Origin of the sequence: Streptomyces sp. NPDC051219 (genome assembly GCF_040682335.1) — a bacterium.
Lineage (GTDB): Bacteria > Actinomycetota > Actinomycetes > Streptomycetales > Streptomycetaceae > Streptomyces.
This window is the reverse complement of record NZ_JBFBAS010000055.1, coordinates 1-17,398: the sequence shown is the minus strand read 5'-3', so window position 1 is coordinate 17,398 and position 17,398 is coordinate 1. Positions and strand designations below refer to the sequence as shown.

Annotated in this window: 17 protein-coding genes; all 17 read left to right on the top strand. The window is 69.6% G+C overall.

Annotated features, from left to right (window positions below; genetic code table 11):
- Positions 1-3: 3 nt before the first annotated feature.
- The 17 genes from AB0M62_RS32870 to AB0M62_RS32790 all read left to right on the top strand — a co-directional run bounded on the left by AB0M62_RS32870 (position 4) and on the right by AB0M62_RS32790 (position 17,131).
- Positions 4-1,563: an acyl-CoA carboxylase subunit beta gene (locus AB0M62_RS32870; RefSeq protein WP_366078005.1), complete on the top strand. Its 1,560-nt coding sequence runs from the start codon at positions 4-6 to the stop codon at positions 1,561-1,563.
- Between the two features lie 35 nt (positions 1,564-1,598).
- Positions 1,599-2,462, top strand: a complete 864-nt coding sequence (locus AB0M62_RS32865; protein ID WP_366078004.1) for an NAD(P)H-binding protein — start codon at positions 1,599-1,601, stop codon at positions 2,460-2,462.
- A 47-nt stretch (positions 2,463-2,509) separates the two neighbouring features.
- On the top strand, positions 2,510-3,175 hold the full coding sequence (locus tag AB0M62_RS32860) for an antibiotic biosynthesis monooxygenase (RefSeq protein ID WP_366078003.1): 666 nt from the start codon (positions 2,510-2,512) through the stop codon (positions 3,173-3,175).
- Between the two features lie 203 nt (positions 3,176-3,378).
- Positions 3,379-3,612 (top strand): acyl-CoA carboxylase epsilon subunit, encoded by a 234-nt coding sequence (locus tag AB0M62_RS32855; protein WP_366078002.1) that lies wholly within the window; start codon positions 3,379-3,381, stop codon positions 3,610-3,612.
- Positions 3,613-3,689: 77 nt separating this feature from the next.
- Positions 3,690-4,283, top strand: coding sequence for an NAD(P)H-dependent oxidoreductase (locus AB0M62_RS32850; protein ID WP_366078001.1), 594 nt, complete (start codon positions 3,690-3,692; stop codon positions 4,281-4,283).
- Between the two features lie 129 nt (positions 4,284-4,412).
- Positions 4,413-5,372 (top strand): hypothetical protein, encoded by a 960-nt coding sequence (locus AB0M62_RS32845; RefSeq protein ID WP_366078000.1) that lies wholly within the window; start codon positions 4,413-4,415, stop codon positions 5,370-5,372.
- Between the two features lie 97 nt (positions 5,373-5,469).
- Entirely contained in the window at positions 5,470-6,141 is a 672-nt protein-coding gene (locus AB0M62_RS32840; RefSeq protein ID WP_366077999.1) for a hypothetical protein, read from the top strand.
- A 40-nt stretch (positions 6,142-6,181) separates the two neighbouring features.
- Positions 6,182-6,982: a methyltransferase domain-containing protein gene (locus AB0M62_RS32835; protein WP_366077998.1), complete on the top strand. Its 801-nt coding sequence runs from the start codon at positions 6,182-6,184 to the stop codon at positions 6,980-6,982.
- A 72-nt stretch (positions 6,983-7,054) separates the two neighbouring features.
- Positions 7,055-8,269 (top strand): MFS transporter, encoded by a 1,215-nt coding sequence (locus AB0M62_RS32830; RefSeq protein WP_366077997.1) that lies wholly within the window; start codon positions 7,055-7,057, stop codon positions 8,267-8,269.
- Between the two features lie 21 nt (positions 8,270-8,290).
- On the top strand, positions 8,291-9,433 hold the full coding sequence (locus AB0M62_RS32825; RefSeq protein WP_366077996.1) for a nucleotide disphospho-sugar-binding domain-containing protein: 1,143 nt from the start codon (positions 8,291-8,293) through the stop codon (positions 9,431-9,433).
- Between the two features lie 50 nt (positions 9,434-9,483).
- The gene (locus tag AB0M62_RS32820; protein ID WP_366077995.1) at positions 9,484-10,632 is read left to right on the top strand and encodes a DegT/DnrJ/EryC1/StrS family aminotransferase; all 1,149 of its coding nucleotides are present in this window, start codon (positions 9,484-9,486) and stop codon (positions 10,630-10,632) included.
- 50 nt (positions 10,633-10,682) lie between these two features.
- Positions 10,683-11,750, top strand: a complete 1,068-nt coding sequence (locus AB0M62_RS32815) for a glucose-1-phosphate thymidylyltransferase (RefSeq protein ID WP_366077994.1) — start codon at positions 10,683-10,685, stop codon at positions 11,748-11,750.
- A complete protein-coding gene (gene rfbB / locus AB0M62_RS32810; RefSeq protein WP_366077993.1) occupies positions 11,747-12,754 on the top strand; it encodes a dTDP-glucose 4,6-dehydratase in 1,008 nt (335 codons plus the stop codon). The genes AB0M62_RS32815 and rfbB overlap by 4 nt, the downstream gene beginning before the upstream one ends.
- Positions 12,751-14,055, top strand: a complete 1,305-nt coding sequence (gene rfbH, locus AB0M62_RS32805) for a lipopolysaccharide biosynthesis protein RfbH (protein ID WP_366077992.1) — start codon at positions 12,751-12,753, stop codon at positions 14,053-14,055. The genes rfbB and rfbH overlap by 4 nt, the downstream gene beginning before the upstream one ends.
- Positions 14,056-14,102: 47 nt before the next feature.
- Positions 14,103-15,512 (top strand): NDP-hexose 2,3-dehydratase family protein, encoded by a 1,410-nt coding sequence (locus AB0M62_RS32800; protein ID WP_366077991.1) that lies wholly within the window; start codon positions 14,103-14,105, stop codon positions 15,510-15,512.
- Positions 15,509-16,468, top strand: coding sequence for a Gfo/Idh/MocA family oxidoreductase (locus AB0M62_RS32795; protein WP_366077990.1), 960 nt, complete (start codon positions 15,509-15,511; stop codon positions 16,466-16,468). Before AB0M62_RS32800 ends, AB0M62_RS32795 begins: the two co-directional genes overlap by 4 nt.
- A 69-nt stretch (positions 16,469-16,537) precedes the next feature.
- Positions 16,538-17,131 (top strand): NAD(P)H-dependent oxidoreductase, encoded by a 594-nt coding sequence (locus tag AB0M62_RS32790; protein ID WP_366077989.1) that lies wholly within the window; start codon positions 16,538-16,540, stop codon positions 17,129-17,131.
- Positions 17,132-17,398 lie beyond the last annotated feature (267 nt).

Here is a 17,398-nt window from a genome sequence, read left to right as displayed (position 1 = left end):
ACCATGTCTGCACATGACCTGCACGATCGCCTCGACGAGCTGAGTTCCCTCAAGGATGCGGCGCGGGAGGGTACGGACCCGGCCGCGACCGAACGGCAGCACGCCAAGGGCAAGCTGACCGCGCACGAGCGGATCGAACTGCTGCTGGACAAGGGCTCGTTCACGGAGATCGAGCCACTGCGCCGACACCGCGCCACCGGATTCGGCCTGGAGGGCAAGCGCCCCCACAGCGACGGCGTGATCACCGGCTGGGGAACCGTGCACGGCCGTACCGTCTTCGTCTACGCCCATGACTTCCGGATCTTCGGCGGCGCCCTCGGCGAAGCCCACGCCGAGAAGATCCACAAGGTGATGGACCTGGCCGAAGCGGCCGGCGCGCCCCTGGTGTCGCTGAACGACGGCGCCGGGGCACGCATCCAGGAGGGCGTGACCGCGCTCGCCGGTTACGGCGGCATCTTCCAGCGCAACACGCGCTCCTCGGGTGTCATCCCGCAGATCTCGGTGATGCTCGGCCCGTGCGCCGGTGGTGCGGCCTACTCGCCGGCCCTGACCGACTTCGTGTTCATGGTCCGCGAGACCTCGCAGATGTTCATCACCGGGCCGGACGTGGTCAAGGCCGTGACCGGCGAGGAGATAACCCAGAACGGCCTCGGCGGCGCGGACGTCCACGCCACGGTCTCGGGCGTGGCCCACCTCGCCTACGACGACGAGGAGAGCTGCCTGGAGGAGGTGCGGTTCCTGCTCTCCCTGCTGCCCTCCAACAACCGGGAACTCGCCCCCGTGGAGCGAACCGACGACCCGGCCGACCGCCTCACCGACGCCCTGCTGGAACTGGTACCCGCGGACCCCGGCCAGTCGTACGACATCCGGGCGGTGATCGAGGAGATCGTCGACGACGGCGAGCACTTCGAGATCCACCCGGGCTGGGCGCCGAACATCGTCTGCTCACTCGCCCGTCTCGACGGGCACGTGGTGGGCGTGGTCGCCAACCAGCCCGCCGCCATGGCCGGGGTGCTGGACATCGAGGCGTCCGAGAAGGCCGCACGCTTCGTCCAGCTCTGCGACGCGTTCAACATCCCGCTGGTCACGCTGGTAGACGTGCCGGGCTTCCTGCCCGGCGTCGACCAGGAGCACAACGGCATCATCCGGCGCGGGGCCAAGCTGCTGTACGCCTACTGCAACGCCACCGTCCCGCGGATCTCGCTGGTCCTGCGCAAGGCGTACGGCGGTGCGTACATCGTCATGGACTCACGCTCCATCGGCGCGGACCTGGCCCTGGCCTGGCCCACGAACGAGATCGCGGTGATGGGCGCGGAAGGGGCGGCGAACGTCATCTTCCGCCGCGAGATCAATGCCTCGGACGACCCCGAATCGGTCCGCCGTCAGCGGATCAAGGAGTACAAGTCCGAGCTCATGCACCCCTACTACGCGGCCGAGCGCGGGCTGATCGACGACGTCATCGACCCCCGCGACACCCGCTCGGTGCTGATCAAGTCCCTCGCGATGCTACGCGCGAAACACGCCGATCTGCCGTCCCGCAAGCACGGCAACCCCCCGCAGTGACATCCGCAGAAACCGACGACACGAGGGATCCATCCATGTCGCAGCAGAACACCGTCCTGGTCACCGCGGCCACCGGCAACGTCGGACCGCACGCGGTCGCACAACTGCTCCAGGCGGGCGCCGCCGTACGCACGCTGGTGCTGAAGGACGACCCGAACATCGGCCGGCTGCCCGAGGGCACCGAGATCCACTACGGCGACCTCACCGACCCGGACAGCCTGGACGCCGCACTGGACGGCGTCGACGGCGTGTTCCTGATGTGGCCCTTCTTCACCACCGATGTGGCGACCGCACCGGCCGTCGTCAAGAAGATCGAGGCGAAGGCACGCAGGGTGGCACTCGTCTCCTCGGTGGGCGTGCACATCGGCCTGGAGCGCGTGGACAACAACTGCCACGCCTACATCGAGGAGTTGGTGGAGGCCACCGGCCTCGACTGGACGTTCCTGCGTACCACCGGCTTCCAGGCCAACGCGCTGGGCTTCGCCGAGCAGATCCGCTCCGGCGGGGTGGTGCACTTCCCCTACGGAGACGCCGTCCGCACCTCGGTGCACGAGGCCGACCTCGCGGCCGTCGGCGTGACCGCGCTGCTCACCGGCACGCACAGCAAGCAGAAGTACCTGGTCACCGGGCCCGAGGAGCTCTCCCAGCGGGAGCAGGTACGCATCATCGGTGAGGTCATCGGCCGCGAGCTGGGCTGGGTCGACATCGAGCACGAGGCGGCGAAGGACGCGATGGTCGCGTCCGGCTGGCCTCCGGCGTACGCGGACGGCGCACTCGACTACTTCGCGATGATCACCGAGAAGCCGGAGCTGGGCTCCACGGTCGTCGCAGACGTCACCGGCAAGCCGGCCCGTACCTTCCGCTCGTGGGCCGAGGAGCGCGCCGACGCCTTCCGCTGACCGGCGGCGCCGAACCGGACACCACATACCCGCAACGGAGTTGTTCCATGTCTTCTGAGTACGAGCCCAGCCCGGCGTCCGAGGTCGGCTTCGTCACGTTCGGTGTGCTGCGGGTGGACGGCGCCGAAACGGCCGCTGCCCTTGTGGAAACCGTCACGGAAGAGGTGAAGAAGTGGGTCCGGCACGCGCCGGGCTTCATCTCCTCGCGCGTCCATGTGAGCACGGACGGGACGACCGTGGTCAACCGCGGCGAGTGGACGAATGAAGAGGCTTACCGGACGTCCTTTCAGGAAAGCCCTTCGGGAGGGGTACTGCACGCCCTGGGCACCCGGGCCGGGGTGCTTGCCGCCACCGTCTTCAGCGGTACGCCCGCCACCCCCCTGGAAGGCCCGGAGGCGAAGGCACAGCCGGGAGTGGTGGTGGTGGCCACCCGTCATCTCGGCGGCCCCTCCGCAGCGGACGCGGTCCTGGAACTGCTGGCCGGGAGCGGCGAGTGGAAGCGCCGGTTTCCGGGTTTCATCTCGGCTACGCCGTATGTGAGCCGGGAGGGCACCACCTTCGTCAACTATCCGATGTGGGTGAACGAGGTCGCCTACCAGGCGTGGATGGCCGACCCGCGGATCTCGGAGGGGCAGGAGGAGCTCGCCCGCCTCGAGGTCGCCCCGCCCGAGTACCTGTTGTGCACCGTGGCCGTCCAGGTCGACGCGGCCTGAGCGGGACGAAGGCCTGCCCGACAGACGCCTTCTGACGCGGACCGCACGTTCTTCTGACGTGCCGGCAGGAACTTGTAGAACTTCACAGAGATATGAATCGGGCTCTCTTGAAGTCGGCTTTCCGGTCGAAGAAGCTGGTTAGTAACTTCGACCGATGTGTCTCGGCCGATGCGTCGCATTGCCCGCTGCACAGGGGGTCAGCAATGGAACCGACAGAACCGGCCCACTTCATTCGCGTGGAGAAGGGCTCGCCGGACGCCGAGGAACTGGCCGCTCTCACCGCGCTCGTGCTCGCCCTGGCCGCGGCCGATGCAGATCAGGGCAGCGATTCCGCTCCGAACGAGCAGCGCACGGCCGGTTGGCGCCGACTTGATCGACAGTCCGGTTTTCGGGGTCCGCGCACTTGGCACGAAAATCCACCGGCCACCGGGAACTGATTCCGGTGGCTTACCCGCCGGGCGGCACATTCGGCGCCCGGCCAGTATCAATTTTCTCACGAATGGAAAGGTTCAGCATGCCCGAGAACCCCATCAAGCTTGCCGTAGTAGTCGGAAGCGTGCGCGGCGGCCGATTCGGTCCGACTGTCGCCAATTGGTTTGTCGAGCAGGCGAAGAAGCACGGCGACTTCACCGTCGACCTCATCGACCTGCTCGATTTCCCGCTGCCCGTGCAGATGCCGGCGTTCGGCGAGGAGCCCGACGCGGAGACGAAGGCGCTGACGGACCGGCTCTCCGCCCGGCTCAACGAGGCCGACGCCTTCGCCGTGGTCACGCCCGAGTACAACCACACCTTCCCCTCGTCGCTGAAGAACGCCATCGACTGGTTCTTCGACGAGTGGAGCACCAAGCCCGTCGGCCTGATCTCCTACGGCGGCATGGGTGGCGGCCTGCGCGCCGCCGAGCACCTGCGCCAGGTGTTCGCCGAGGTCCACGCCACGACCGTGCGCGACATGCTCAGCTTCCACAACGCCTGGACGGCCTTCGAGGAGGACGGCCGGCAGGTCAGCCCCGAGGGCAGCGAGGAAGCGGCCGCGAACCTGCTGCACCAGATCGGCTGGTGGGCGGAGGCGCTGCGCGAGGCCCGTGCCAAGCGCCCCTACAAGCGCTGACGCCCGAGCCGCGCACAGTTCCGAGCCGCACCGGTCCCGGGCGCCGGTACGCATCGGTGCCCGGGCTGCTTCCAGCGGCCCGCATGTTCCGACCTTCTGAAAAACCTGTCATTCATGGGAGTTCCCCGTATGAAGAGGACAACGACCCTCCGCGGCAGGACGGTCGCAGCGGTCGCCGCCCTGGTGTTCACCGCGACGGCCGCGCCGGCGATCGGCCATGCGGCTCCGCGGCTCGCCGCTCCGGCTGCGGCTCCGGCTCCGGCTCCGGCTCCGGCTCCGGCTCCGGCGGAGACCGCGGGCGTGCGCACGCTGGACGTCAAGTCCACCGCGACCGCTCTGCACGCCCCCAGCAGCACTGCCCCCGGCGCGGTGACGTTCCGCACCACGACCACGGACCCCGCGTCGGGCTGGATAGGCCTCGCCCGTCCCCGTGACGGTGTGACCTGGGAGCAGTTCCGCGCCACCCTGATGAAGATCATCAATGCCAACGGCCCCGACATCATCGAGGGCAGCCGGGAGATGCTGACCACCGGCGAGCTTCTCGGCGGCACGGTCATCTACCCGGACCAGCCGGCCGCCTTCACCCAGAAGCTGACCGCCGGCCGCTACTTCCTGTTCGACTACAAGCACATTCGCGACGCCGAGCCGCGATATCGCACTCTCAACGTCAGCGGACACGCGTACGGCACCGCCCCCGCGTACACGGCCTCCGTCACCGCCAAGCTGATCGACGGTGCCCCCCGCTACGAGGTCACCGGCACCGTGAAGGCCGGCCGGCCGCTGCTCTTCCGCAACCTCATGCCCACCGGGCAGCCCGCCGAGGCGATCTTCTTCCCGCTGCCCGACGGGGTGACGGAGGAGGAACTCGTCGCGTGGTTCGACAAGTTCGGCGACAGCGGCCAGTTCCCGGAGGACCCCGGCCCGCTCGGTGAGGGCCCCGGCGGCCTGCCGATGTCGTCAGGCGTCTCCTCGGTCCTTCAGCTTCCGCTGCAGCCGGGCCGGTACGTGATCATCGACTGGCTCAGCGACGCCCAGGACGGCCGCATGCTCCTCAAGAAGGGGCACTACGAGATCATCCAGGTGAGCTGAACCGGAAGCACGAGCCCCTGCCGGCTTGATTCCGGCTCGGGGGCCGGCCACGGCCCGTCCCCCGAGCCTCAGCCACCCCGACACGGGAGTTCTCCTGATGACTTCGGTGAACCCACCGGCCCGCGAGGCCGGCTTCGCCACGTTCGGCGTGCTGCGAACCGACAGCCCCGGCACCGCCACCGCACTGGTCGGCCTGATCGCCCGCGAAGTGAACGCGTGGGTGCGGCACTCGGACGCGTTCGTCTCCTCGCGCACCCACATCGCCCTCGACGGCACCTCCGTGGTGCACTGCGGCAGGTGGACCGACGAGGAGACGTACGGCTCCTCGTTCACGGACCGGCCCGAGGGCCACGTCCTGCACACCCTCGCGGGCCGGCCCGGAGTCCGCTCCGCCACCGTGTTCCGCGGCGCACCGGCCGCCGGGCTCCACGGGCCAGCGGCAGGCCTGAAGCCCGGACTCGTCGGGTTCGCCGTCCGGCGTCTGAGCGGCGCCCAGGCCGCCCGTACTGTGCACGGCCTGCTGACCGCCAGCGGCGAGTGGAAGCGCGACTGCGCCGGCTTCATCTCCGCGACGCCGTACATAGGCACGGACGGCACCACTTTCATCAACTGCCCGATGTGGGTGGACCGCAGCGCCTACGACTCTTACATGAGCCATCCGAAGATCACCGAGGGCCTCGAGGAGGTGGCCCGGCTCGAAGTCACCCCTCCTGAGTTCCTGCTGTGCACCGTGGCCACGGAGATCCCGGCGCCCGGCAGTCACGGCTGACTACGCCGGCAGCCGGAGGCCGGCACAAAGGGGAGAAGAGATGACGGAAACCACCTCACCGCGGGGCCACAGCACCGGGTCCCTGACCAGGGGGAAGACATCCCCGGTCGACCAGGTGCGGTTGTTCGAGAGGAAATACGATCCGGTGACCACCGCCGTCGTCGAGGGACTGCCCCTCGAACGCACCTGGCGGTGCCTGGAGATCGGCGCGGGCGGCGGATCCATGGCGCGCCGGCTCGCACAGCGTGCCGACCACGGCACCGTGCTCGCCCTGGATCTCGACCCGTCCCACATCGACACCGCCGGACACCCAAATTTGATCACCCGTCAGGCAGACGTCCAGAATGAGGACTTCGCCCCCGGCTCGTTCGATCTCGTACTCGCCCGGGCGGTGTTCGAGCACCTGGAGAAGCCCGCTCGACTGCTGGAGCGCGCCGTCGGCTGGCTCGCCCCCGGCGGCTGGATGGTGGTGGAGGACTTCTACTACCTCCCGCCGGAGGACGCCACCACCCACGTCAGCCGCACACTCGTGGCGGGCTACCTCCAGCGCCTGCGGGCCCAGGGAGCCGATCTGTGGTGGGGGCGCAGACTGCCCGCCACACTCGCCCGCATCGGCCTCACGTCTGTCGGCTCCCGGGTGACGCCCGCGGGCCCCGGCCAGTCCGCCGCCGACGACGAACTGATCGCGCTGCGCATGCGCCAGGAAGGCCATGTGCTCGTCGACAACGGGGTGGTGACCGCCGAGGAGCTGGCCGAGTTCGTCGGATCACTCGGCGACCCGCGGGCGCGGGACATGACGACGATGCTTGTCTCCGCCTGGGGGCAGCGCCCCACCGCGTGATGGTGGGCCGGGCAGGGCCGGCACCGGCCCTGCCCCCTTTCCGACAGCGCATCGCTTAACCAGGAGTCACACATGAAAGCCGCGACGAGCGCCGGCCGCAGCGCCGTGCTCCCCATCCTCCTCCTCGCCTCGACCCTCACCGTCATGGCAGGGGCCGTCATAGCCCCCGTACTCGAGGTCATCCGCAACGACCTCGGCCTCAGCGGTACGGCCGCCGGCATGATCCTCACCGCGCACGGACTGTCCATCGCCGTGGCCAGCCCGGTCGTCGGGTGGATGATCGACCGCTGGGGCGTCCGCGTCCCCCTGGCCGGAGGACTGATGCTGTACGGCGTCGCCGGCGGGGCCGGAGTGTTCACCAGCTCCTACCCGGCGCTGATCGCCGGCCGCATCGCCTTCGGGGTCGGCGCCGCAGCCGTGTTCGCCGGCACCACGGTCGCCCTGCTCTCGTACTACGAGGGTGAGCAGCGCGACCGGGTCATGGGCTGGCGCTCCACGGCCATCAGTCTCGGCGGTGTCACCTGGCCGCTGCTGGCCGGGGCCATCGGCGGCTTCTCCTGGCACGCCCCCTTCGCGATCTATCTCATCGGCGTCCCGCTGGGCCTCGCCGGACTGCTGATGCTGCCCGACACCGGAGGTACGGCCACCAAGGCGGGCACTCCCAGGGGACGAATCCTCCCGCTACTCGGCCGCCGCCCCGCACTGCTCGGCTACTACGGACTGTTCGTCGCCGCCTCGGTGCTGCTCTACGGCCTGGCCGTGTTCGTCCCGTTCCGGCTCGCCGAGATCGGCATCGAGAAGCCCTTCCTCGTCGCCCTCATCAGCACCACCGCCTCCGTCACCATGAGCCTCATCGGCTTCGGCTACGCCAAGCTGCGCTCGTCCCTCGGCTACAGCACCCTGCTGCGGCTCTCGGCCTTGTCGTGGATTCTCGCCTTCGCACTGGTCGGTACGACCGGGCACGCCGCGCTGGTCGTCGTCGGCACCGGACTCTTCGGTCTGGGCATGGGCATCGTCATGCCGGCCGTCACGGTGCTGATCGGCGACACCGCGCCGCCCGCCCTGCGCGGGCAGGCCACCGCCCTGTCGGGCACCGCCTCCTTCGCCGGACAGTTCGTCTCCCCCCTCATGCTGGGGCCGCTCGTCGACAGCACATCCGTGAAGACCGGATTCCTGGCCTGCGCCGGACTGGCCACGGTGCTGCTCCTGGCCCTGCTGGTCGTACGCATCACTGATCCCGCCCTGTCGCCGGTGGCGGAGGACGAGCCGGAGCAGGCCGTCGCCTGACCCGCAACCCCAGGAGAAATCATGAAGTTCCTGTTCGTCCCGGGCGGGAGCCCGGCCACCGTCTTCGGCCTCGTCCCCCTCGCCCGCGCCCTGCGCGACGCGGGCCACGAGGTCCTGATGGCCTCGACCGAGGACATGATGCCGGTGGTCACCGGCACCGGCATCCCCGGGATCGCGGTCACCCCGCACGACATCTGGCACTACATCACCAAGGACCGCGAGGGAAACCTCAAGGAGATACCCGAGGACCTGCCCCGGCAGGGTCCCTTCGTCGGCCGCTGGTTCGCGCAGATGGGCGCCGACGGACTCCCGGTACTCCTCGACATCAGCGGGAGCTGGCGGCCCGACCTCGTCGTCGGGGGATCCATGTCATACGCCGCCCCCCTGCTCGCCGCCCGTCTGGACATCCCCTACGTGCGGCAGGCCTGGGACACCGACGACTCCAACGCCCAGGACCGGGGGGCTGAGCTGGAACTCCAGCCGGAGCTGGCCGAGCTCGGGCTCAGCCGGCTCCCCGAGCCGGACCTGCGCATCGAGATCTGCCCGCCCAGCCTCACACCGCCCGAAGCACCTCCGGCCCAGCTCATGCGGTGGCTCCCCGGCAACCTCCAGCGCAAGCTGGAGCCGTGGATGTTCACCCGGGGCGACCGGCGCCGGGTGTGCGTCACCGCGGGAAGCCGCGCCAGCAAGGAGCGCACCTTCGACTTCCTGCGGGCCCTGGCGCAGAACATCGCCCCTCTGGACGTGGAGATCGTCATCCCCGCGCCGGAGGCCCTCGCCGTCGAACTCCGGTCCGCGCTCGCCGGCATCCGCACCGGATGGATTCCGCTCGACGTCCTCGCGCCGACCTGCGACCTCGTCGTACACCACGCGGGCGGGGCCACCACCATGACCACGATGAACGCCGGCGTACCGCATCTGATCATCCCGGAAGCCGTCGTCTTCAACGCACCGGCACAGCGCATCGTCGACTACGGCGCCGCGCTCACCATGCAGCCGGCCGAGGCCACCCCTGAGCGGGTGGCCTCGGCCGTTGCCGAGCTGCTCACCAACCCCTCCTACACCGAGCGCGCGCGGGAACTGTCCCAGGAGATCGCCCGCCTGCCGCTGCCGTCGGAAATGGTCGGCCCGCTGGAGAAACTCGCCGCGCAGCGCCGCGGCTGAACTCACAATCGCGCCCGCCCTCCCCGCTCCCATCGATCCAGGAGACAGACGTGATCAACCTCTTCCAGCCACAGGTGGGCCAGGAGGAACTCGGCGCCGTCGCCGAGGTGTTCGACAGCCACTGGCTCGGTCACGGGCCCCGCACCAAGGCATTCGAGGCCGCCTTCGCGGAGCACGTCGGCGTCGAGGCCGAGCAGGTCATCTTCATCAACTCAGGGACGGCCGGTCTGTTCCTCGCCCTCGAGGCCCTCGGCCTGGCCGAGGGTGACGAGGTCGTCCTGCCCTCGCTCAGCTTCGTCGCCGCCGCCAACGCCATCGCCTCGACCGGGGCCCGTCCCGTCTTCTGCGACGTAGACGCCCGCACCCTCAATCCGACGGCCGAGGACATCGAGCGCGCCCTCACGCCCCGGACCAGGGCCGTGATCGTGCTGCACTACGGCGGCTACCCCGGCGATGTCGTCCGCATCGCGGAACTCTGCCGGGAACGCGGCATCGCCCTGGTCGAGGACGCGGCCTGCGCCCCCGCCTCGCGCGTCGACGGCAAGGCCGTCGGCTCGTTCGGCGATCTCGCAATGTGGAGCTTCGACGCCATGAAGGTCATGGTCACCGGTGACGGCGGCATGCTCTACGTACGCGACCCGGAACGCGCCGCCCGCGCCCGGCGCCTCGCCTACCACGGGCTCGCCCAGGCCAGCGGATTCGGCTATGCCAAAGTCTCGCACCGCTGGTGGGAACTGGACGTCCCGGAGATCGGCCGCCGCGTCATCGGCAACGACCTGACCGCCGTCATCGGCTCCGTCCAGCTGCGCCGACTGCCCGAACTCGTGGGCCGACGCAGGGACATCGTCGAGCTGTACGACCGTGAACTGGCCGGCTTCGACGGGGTGAAAACTCCGCCCGCGCTGCCCGAGGGCCATGAGTCGAGCTACTACTTCTACTGGGTCCAGATGAGCCCGGAGATCCGCGACGAGGTCGCCTCCGAGCTGTACGCGGCCGGCATCTACACCACCTTCCGCTACGCACCCCTGCACAAGGTCCCTGCCTATCACTCCGAGGACCAGGTGCTGCCGGAGTCCGACCGCGCCTCCGGCGAGACCCTGTGCCTTCCGCTGCACCCGGGACTCGACGACGACGACGTCCGCACCGTGGCCGCCGCGCTGCGCAAGGCGGTCGAAGCACGACACCCGGACCGGGGCTAGGCCCGGCCGCCGCAAAGACCACCGAACCATCACCTCGAGGAGACATTCCCATGAAGGCTCTGGTGCTGTCGGGCGGGTCGGGAACCCGGCTCCGGCCTTTCAGCTACTCCATGCCCAAGCAGCTCGTGCCCATCGCCAACAAGCCGGTGCTGGCGCACGTCCTGCAGAACATCAAGAACATCGGCGTCACCGAGATCGGCGTGATCGTCGGCGACTGGGCGCCCGAGATCTCCGACGTCATGGGCTACGGCGCCCAGTGCGGCACGCAGGTCACCTACATCCGGCAGGACCGGCCGCTCGGTCTCGCCCACTGTGTCGACATCGCCCGGGACTTCCTCGGCGACGACGACTTCGTGATGTACCTCGGCGACAACATGCTGCCCGACGGCATCACCGCGATCGCCGACGAGTTCCGGGCCAACCGGCCGACCGCCCAGGTCGTCGTCCACAAGGTGGCCGACCCGCGCGCCTTCGGCGTCGTGGAACTCGACTCCGAAGGCAATGTCGAGCGCCTGGTGGAGAAGCCTCAGCAGCCGCGGAGCGACCTCGCCCTGATCGGCGTCTACTTCTTCACCTCGGCGATCCACGAGGCGGTCGCCTCGATCGAGCCGAGTGCCCGGGGCGAGCTGGAGATCACCGACGCCATCCAGTGGCTGGTCACCAACGGCGCCGACGTCAGGGCCAGCGAGTACAGCGGCTACTGGAAGGACACCGGCAACGTCGACGACGTGCTGGAGTGCAACCGGCATCTTCTCTCCCGGCTGCGGCCGGAAATCGCCGGCGACGTCGACGCGGTAAGCCAGGTCGACGACCAGGTGGTCATCGGGGCGGGCGCCCGCATCGTCCGGTCCCGCATCGAGGGCCCGGTGATCATCGGCGAGAACACGGTGATCGAGGACAGCCACATCGGGCCGTACGCCTCCATCGGCCGGGACTGCGTGCTGAACTCCAGTGCGGTGTCCGACTCCATCGTCCTGGACCGGGCGGAGATCTCCGGTGTCCAGGGCCTGCGCAGTTCGCTCATCGGCCGCGACGCCAAGGTCGGCACGGGCAACTGGAACACGCCCCACCACCGCCTGGTGGTAGGCGACTTCACCCGGGTCGAGGTGGCGGCATGAGGGTTCTCGTCACCGGCGGCGCCGGATTCATCGGCTCGCACTTCGTGCGCACCCTCCTCGACGGCGGATACCCGGGCCACGAGCAGACCCGGGTGACGGTGCTGGACAAGCTCACCTACGCCGGCAACCGGGACAACCTGCCCGGCGGCCATCCCCGGCTTGAGTTCGTGCACGGCGACATCTGCGACCTCCCGCTGCTGCTCGGTCTCCTTCCCGGCCACGACGCGGTCGTGCACTTCGCCGCCGAATCGCATGTCGACCGCTCAGTGGAGTCCGCTGCCGAGTTCGTGCGGACCAATGCCGGCGGTACCCAGACCCTGCTCGACGCCTGCCTCACCACGGGCGTCGGCCGGGTCGTGCACGTCTCCACCGACGAGGTGTACGGCTCGATCGACGAGGGCTCCTGGACCGAGGAGTGGCCGCTTGCGCCGAACTCCCCGTACGCCGCCTCCAAGGCCGCGTCCGACCTGCTGGCCCGCTCCTACTGGCGGACGCACGGGCTGAACGTGTCCATCACCCGCTGCTCCAACAACTACGGCCCTTACCAGCACCCCGAGAAGCTGATCCCGCTGTTCGTCACCAATCTGCTGGAGGGCGTGCCGGTGCCGCTGTACGGCGACGGCGGCAACATCCGCGAATGGCTGCACGTCGACGACCACTGCCGGGCCATCGCACTCGTCCTGGACAACGGCCGGGCCGGTGAGGTCTACAACATCGGCGGCGGCAACGAACAGACCAACCTCCACATCACCGAGCGGCTGCTCGACCTCTGCCTCGCCGACCGCTCCATGGTCCGCAGGGTCGCCGACCGCAAGGGCCACGACCTGCGCTACTCGCTCGACGAGACCAAGATCCGCGAGGAGCTCGGGTACGCCCCGCGCATCCCCTTCGAGCAGGGGCTCGACACCGTCGCCTGGTACCGCGACAACCCCGACTGGTGGAAGCCCGTCAAGCACCGCAGTGACAACACCGGCCGAGGAAACCGAGAAGGGAACCGGTCATGAGCGACCTCAAGACGCAGGTCCTGGACGCGACCAGGGAGTACCACCGGGCGGGCCGCGACGACAGCCCCTTCGTTCCGGGGACCACCGAGATCTGGCCGGCGGGTGCGGTGCTGGAGGAGGAGGACCGGATCGCCCTGGTCGAGGCCGCGCTGGAGATGCGGATCGCGGCCGGCCACAGCTCGCGCCGGTTCGAGTCGCGCTTCGCCCGGCGCCTCAAGCGCCGCAAGGCGCACCTGACCAACTCCGGGTCGTCCGCGAACCTGCTCGCCATGACGGCGTTCACCTCGCACCTTCTGCAGGACCGCCGGCTGAAACCGGGCGACGAGGTGATAACGGTGGCCGCGGGCTTCCCGACCACCGTCAACCCGATCCTGCAGAACGGGCTGGTGCCGGTCTTCGTCGACGTCGAGCTCGGCACCTACAACACCACCGCCGACCGCGTCGCGCAGGCCATCGGTCCGAAAAGCCGCGCCATCATGATCGCCCACGCGCTCGGCAACCCGTTCGAGGTCGCCGAGATCGCCCAGCTGGCCGAGCAGCACGAGCTCTTCCTCATCGAGGACAACTGCGACGCCGTCGGCTCCACCTACGACGGCCGGCTCACCGGCACCTTCGGCGACATCACCACCGTCAGTTTCTATCCGGCACACCACCTCGCCATGGGCGAGGGCGGCTGCGTCCTGACCTCGAACCTGGCGCTCGCGCGCATCGTGGAGTCCCTGCGCGACTGGGGCCGTGACTGCTGGTGCGAGCCGGGCGAGAGCAACAAGTGCCTCAAGCGCTTCGACTACCAGATGGGCACCCTGCCGGCCGGCTACGACCACAAGTACATTTTCTCGCATGTCGGTTACAACCTGAAGGCGACCGACATCCAGGCCGCGCTGGGACTGACCCAGCTGGACAAGCTCGACCGCTTCATCGACGACCGCAAGCGGAACTGGCGGCGGCTGCGGGAGGGCCTGGACGGACTGCCGCACCTGGTGCTGCCCGAGGCCACACCGCGCAGCGACCCCAGCTGGTTCGGATTCGCGCTCAGCGTGGACCCCGACGCGCCGTTCGCGAGGGCGGAGCTGGTGGCCTTCCTGGAGGACCGCAAGATCGGCACCCGCAGGCTGTTCGCCGGCAACCTCACCCGCCACCCGGCCTACATCGACCAGCCCCACCGTGTGGTCGGCGACCTCACCAACAGCGACATCATCACCGAGCAGACCTTCTGGGTGGGGATCTACCCCGGCCTGACCGACGAGATGATCGACTACATCACCTCCTCCGTGAAGGAGTTCGTGGCAGCCCGGGGCTGAAACCGTCGCGACCGTCGCCTGTTCCCACCGATTCACAGGAGTACGTCATGCCGTCCCCCCTCGCCAGGCCCCCGGCAGCTCCAAACCTGCTGCAGCCCCGGGAGGACCCCGCGGTGGCCGACCGGATCGCCCGGTCGGCCACCGCCGCCGGCGGAGCGAAGCTGCGCACCGAGAACTTCCCCGACTGGCTCGAAGGCCGCCGCAGGGCCCACCGGTTCAGCGTCGACCGCATCCCGTTCGCCGAGCTGGACGGCTGGTCGTTCGAGGAGGCCACCGGAAACCTGGTACACCGCAGCGGCAAGTTCTTCTCCGTCGAGGGCCTGCACGTCACCACCGGCCAGGGTCCGCACCGCGAGTGGTACCAGCCCATCATCAAGCAGCCCGAAGTCGGCATTCTCGGCATCCTCGTCAAGGAGTTCGACGGTGTCCTGCACTTCCTGATGCAGGCCAAGATGGAGCCCGGGAACCGGAATCTGCTGCAACTCTCCCCCACGGTCCAGGCCACGCGCAGCAACTACACCAAGGTGCACCGCGGCGCGGACGTGAAGTACATCGAGTACTTCACCCGGCCGGGCCGCGGCCGGGTCCTCGCCGATGTCCTGCAGTCCGAGCACGGTTCCTGGTTCTTCCGCAAGAGCAACCGCAACATGCTCGTCGAGGCCGTCGGCGACGTACCGGTCCACGACGACTTCTGCTGGCTCACCCTCGGCCAGATCGGCGAGCTCCTCCACCGCGACAACATCGTGAACATGGACGCCCGCACCGTGCTCGCCTGCGCGCCGTTCCCCGACGAGGAGACCGGCGCCCTGCACTCGGATGCCGAGCTGCTGTCCTGGTTCACCGCCGAGCGTTCCCGCCACGACGTGCACGCCGAACGCGTCCCGCTGGCGGCCTTGCCCGGCTGGACACGTGGCGAGGCCACCATCGAGCACGAGGCGGGCCGGTACTTCGACGTCGTCGCCGTCGCTGTCCAGGCCGGCAGCCGCGAGGTCACCGGCTGGACGCAGCCCCTGTTCGAGCCCCGCGGACTCGGCGTCACGGCCTTCCTGACCCGGCGGATCGGCGGAGTGCCGCACGTCCTCGTGCACGCCCGGATCGAGGGAGGCTTCCTCGACACCGTCGAACTGGGCCCCACCGTGCAGTACGCACCCGGCAACTACGCCCATCTGTCCGGTGCGGACCGGCCGCCCTTCCTCGACCTGGTGCTCGGCGCCGCCCCGGCTCGCGTCCGGTACGAGGCCGTGCACTCGGAGGAGGGAGGCCGGTTCCTCAACGCCGAGAGCCGCTACCTCCTTGTCGAGGCAGACGAGGACCAGGCGCCGCTCGACCCGCCCGCCGGGTACCGATGGGCCACTCCCGGCCAGCTGACCACCCTCGTCCGACACGGCCACTACCTCAACGTGCAGGCCCGCACCCTGCTCGCCTGCCTCAACGCGACGGCGGTGCGCGGCCGATGACTCCGGTACGCATCGGTGTGCTCGGCTGCGCCGACATCGCACGCCGCCGCATGCTCCCCGCCATGGCCGCCACGGAAGGTGTCGAGATCGCCGCGATCGCAGGCCGTGACGCGGCCAGGGCGCGGGAGCTCGCCGGGCAGTTCGGCGCCCGGCCGGTGCACGGCTACGCCGAGCTCCTCGACCGCGACGACGTCGATGCCGTGTACGTGCCGCTGCCGGCGGCTCTGCACGAGGCGTGGACCGAGGCCGCCCTGCACGCGGGGAAGCATGTCCTGGCCGAGAAACCGCTCACCACCGGTCCGGCGGGGACCGGTCGGCTCATGACGCTGGCCGAGCAGTCCGGGCGGGTCCTGATGGAGAACGTGATGTTCGTCCATCACCCCCAGCACGCAGCCGTCGGGAAGCTCGTCGCGGACGGGGTGATCGGTGAAGTGCGCGCCTTCCACGCCGCCTTCGCGATCCCTGCACTGCCCGAGGACAACATCCGGCACCGCGCCGACCTCGGCGGCGGGGCCCTGTGGGACACCGGTGTCTACCCGGTCCGGGCGGCGCTGTACCACTTGGGCGACAGCCTGCGCGTAGTGGGAGCCACGCTCGCGCGCGGGCCGGGCCGCACGGTCGAGACGGCCGGCGCGGCACTGCTGCGCAGTCCTGAAGGGGTGAGCGCCCAGCTCACCTTCGGGCTGGACCACGCCTACCGGTCCTCGTACGAGATCTGGGGGAGCGAGGGGCGCGTCACGGTCGACCGGGCCTTCACCCCACCGGCCGATCTGGCGCCGCAGGTCCTGCTGGAGCGGCGCTCCGGCACCGAGCGGATCGTGCTGCCCGCCGCCGATCAGGTGGCGCGCACGGTGGCCGCGTTCGCGGAAGCGGTCCGCACCGGCGGCAGGCCGGATCCGGTGTGCATGCGGCAGGCCGAGCTGCTGCAGGAAGTGCGCGAGCGCGCCGCGGCTTGACTTGAACCAAGGTTTAAGTTGTTGACTCTCCTCATGGATCAGTCCTCAACACGTTCTCGGGAGTACTCCATGTCAGCAGACAGCGTCCGCGTCGCAGTGATCGTCGGCAGCGTCCGGGAGGGCCGCTTCGGCCCGGTCGTCTCGAACTGGTTCGTCGACCGGGCCGCCGAGCACGGCGGTTTCGAGGTCGACGTCGTCGACCTCGCCGAAGCGGACCTGCCGGTGGTCCTTCCGTCCTTCGGCGGCGAGCCGTCGCCCGAGGCGGCCGCTGCGGTCGGCGCCGTCACCACCCGGCTGGCGGCCGCGGACGCCTTCGTGGTGGTCACGCCCGAGTACAACCACAGCTACCCCGCATCGCTCAAGAACGTGATCGACTGGCACGACGAGGAGTTCCACGCCAAGCCGGTCGCCTTCGTCTCGTACGGCGGCCTGTCCGGCGGACTGCGGGCGGTGGAGCATCTGCGCCAGGTCTTCGCCGAGCTGCACGCGGTCACCATCCGCAACACGATCAGTTTCCACAACGCCGGTGCCCAGTTCGGGGAGGACGGCCGCCCCAAGGACAACGGGCCTGCCGACGCCGCGGCCAAGATCCTGCTGGATCAGCTGGACTGGTGGGCCCGGAGCCTGAACGAGGCACGGGACAAGCGCCCGTACAAGGTCTGACCCGCCCGGCCCTCCGCCCCCCGGACCGCCATGGCCGTCACGCTGCCCGGCTCGCCACCCCGCGAGCCGGGCAGCGTGCTGTTTCCGCCACGCCCCAAGAGGAGCGCACCCCACCGTGTACAGCGACAACGACGCCACCGACACCACCACGCCTGCCGTGCGGGCATCGGTCAAGGAGGTGCGCCGTCTGGACCGGGTGATCATTCGCTTTGCGGGGGACTCGGGTGACGGTATGCAGCTCACCGGTGACCGGTTCACCTCGGAGAC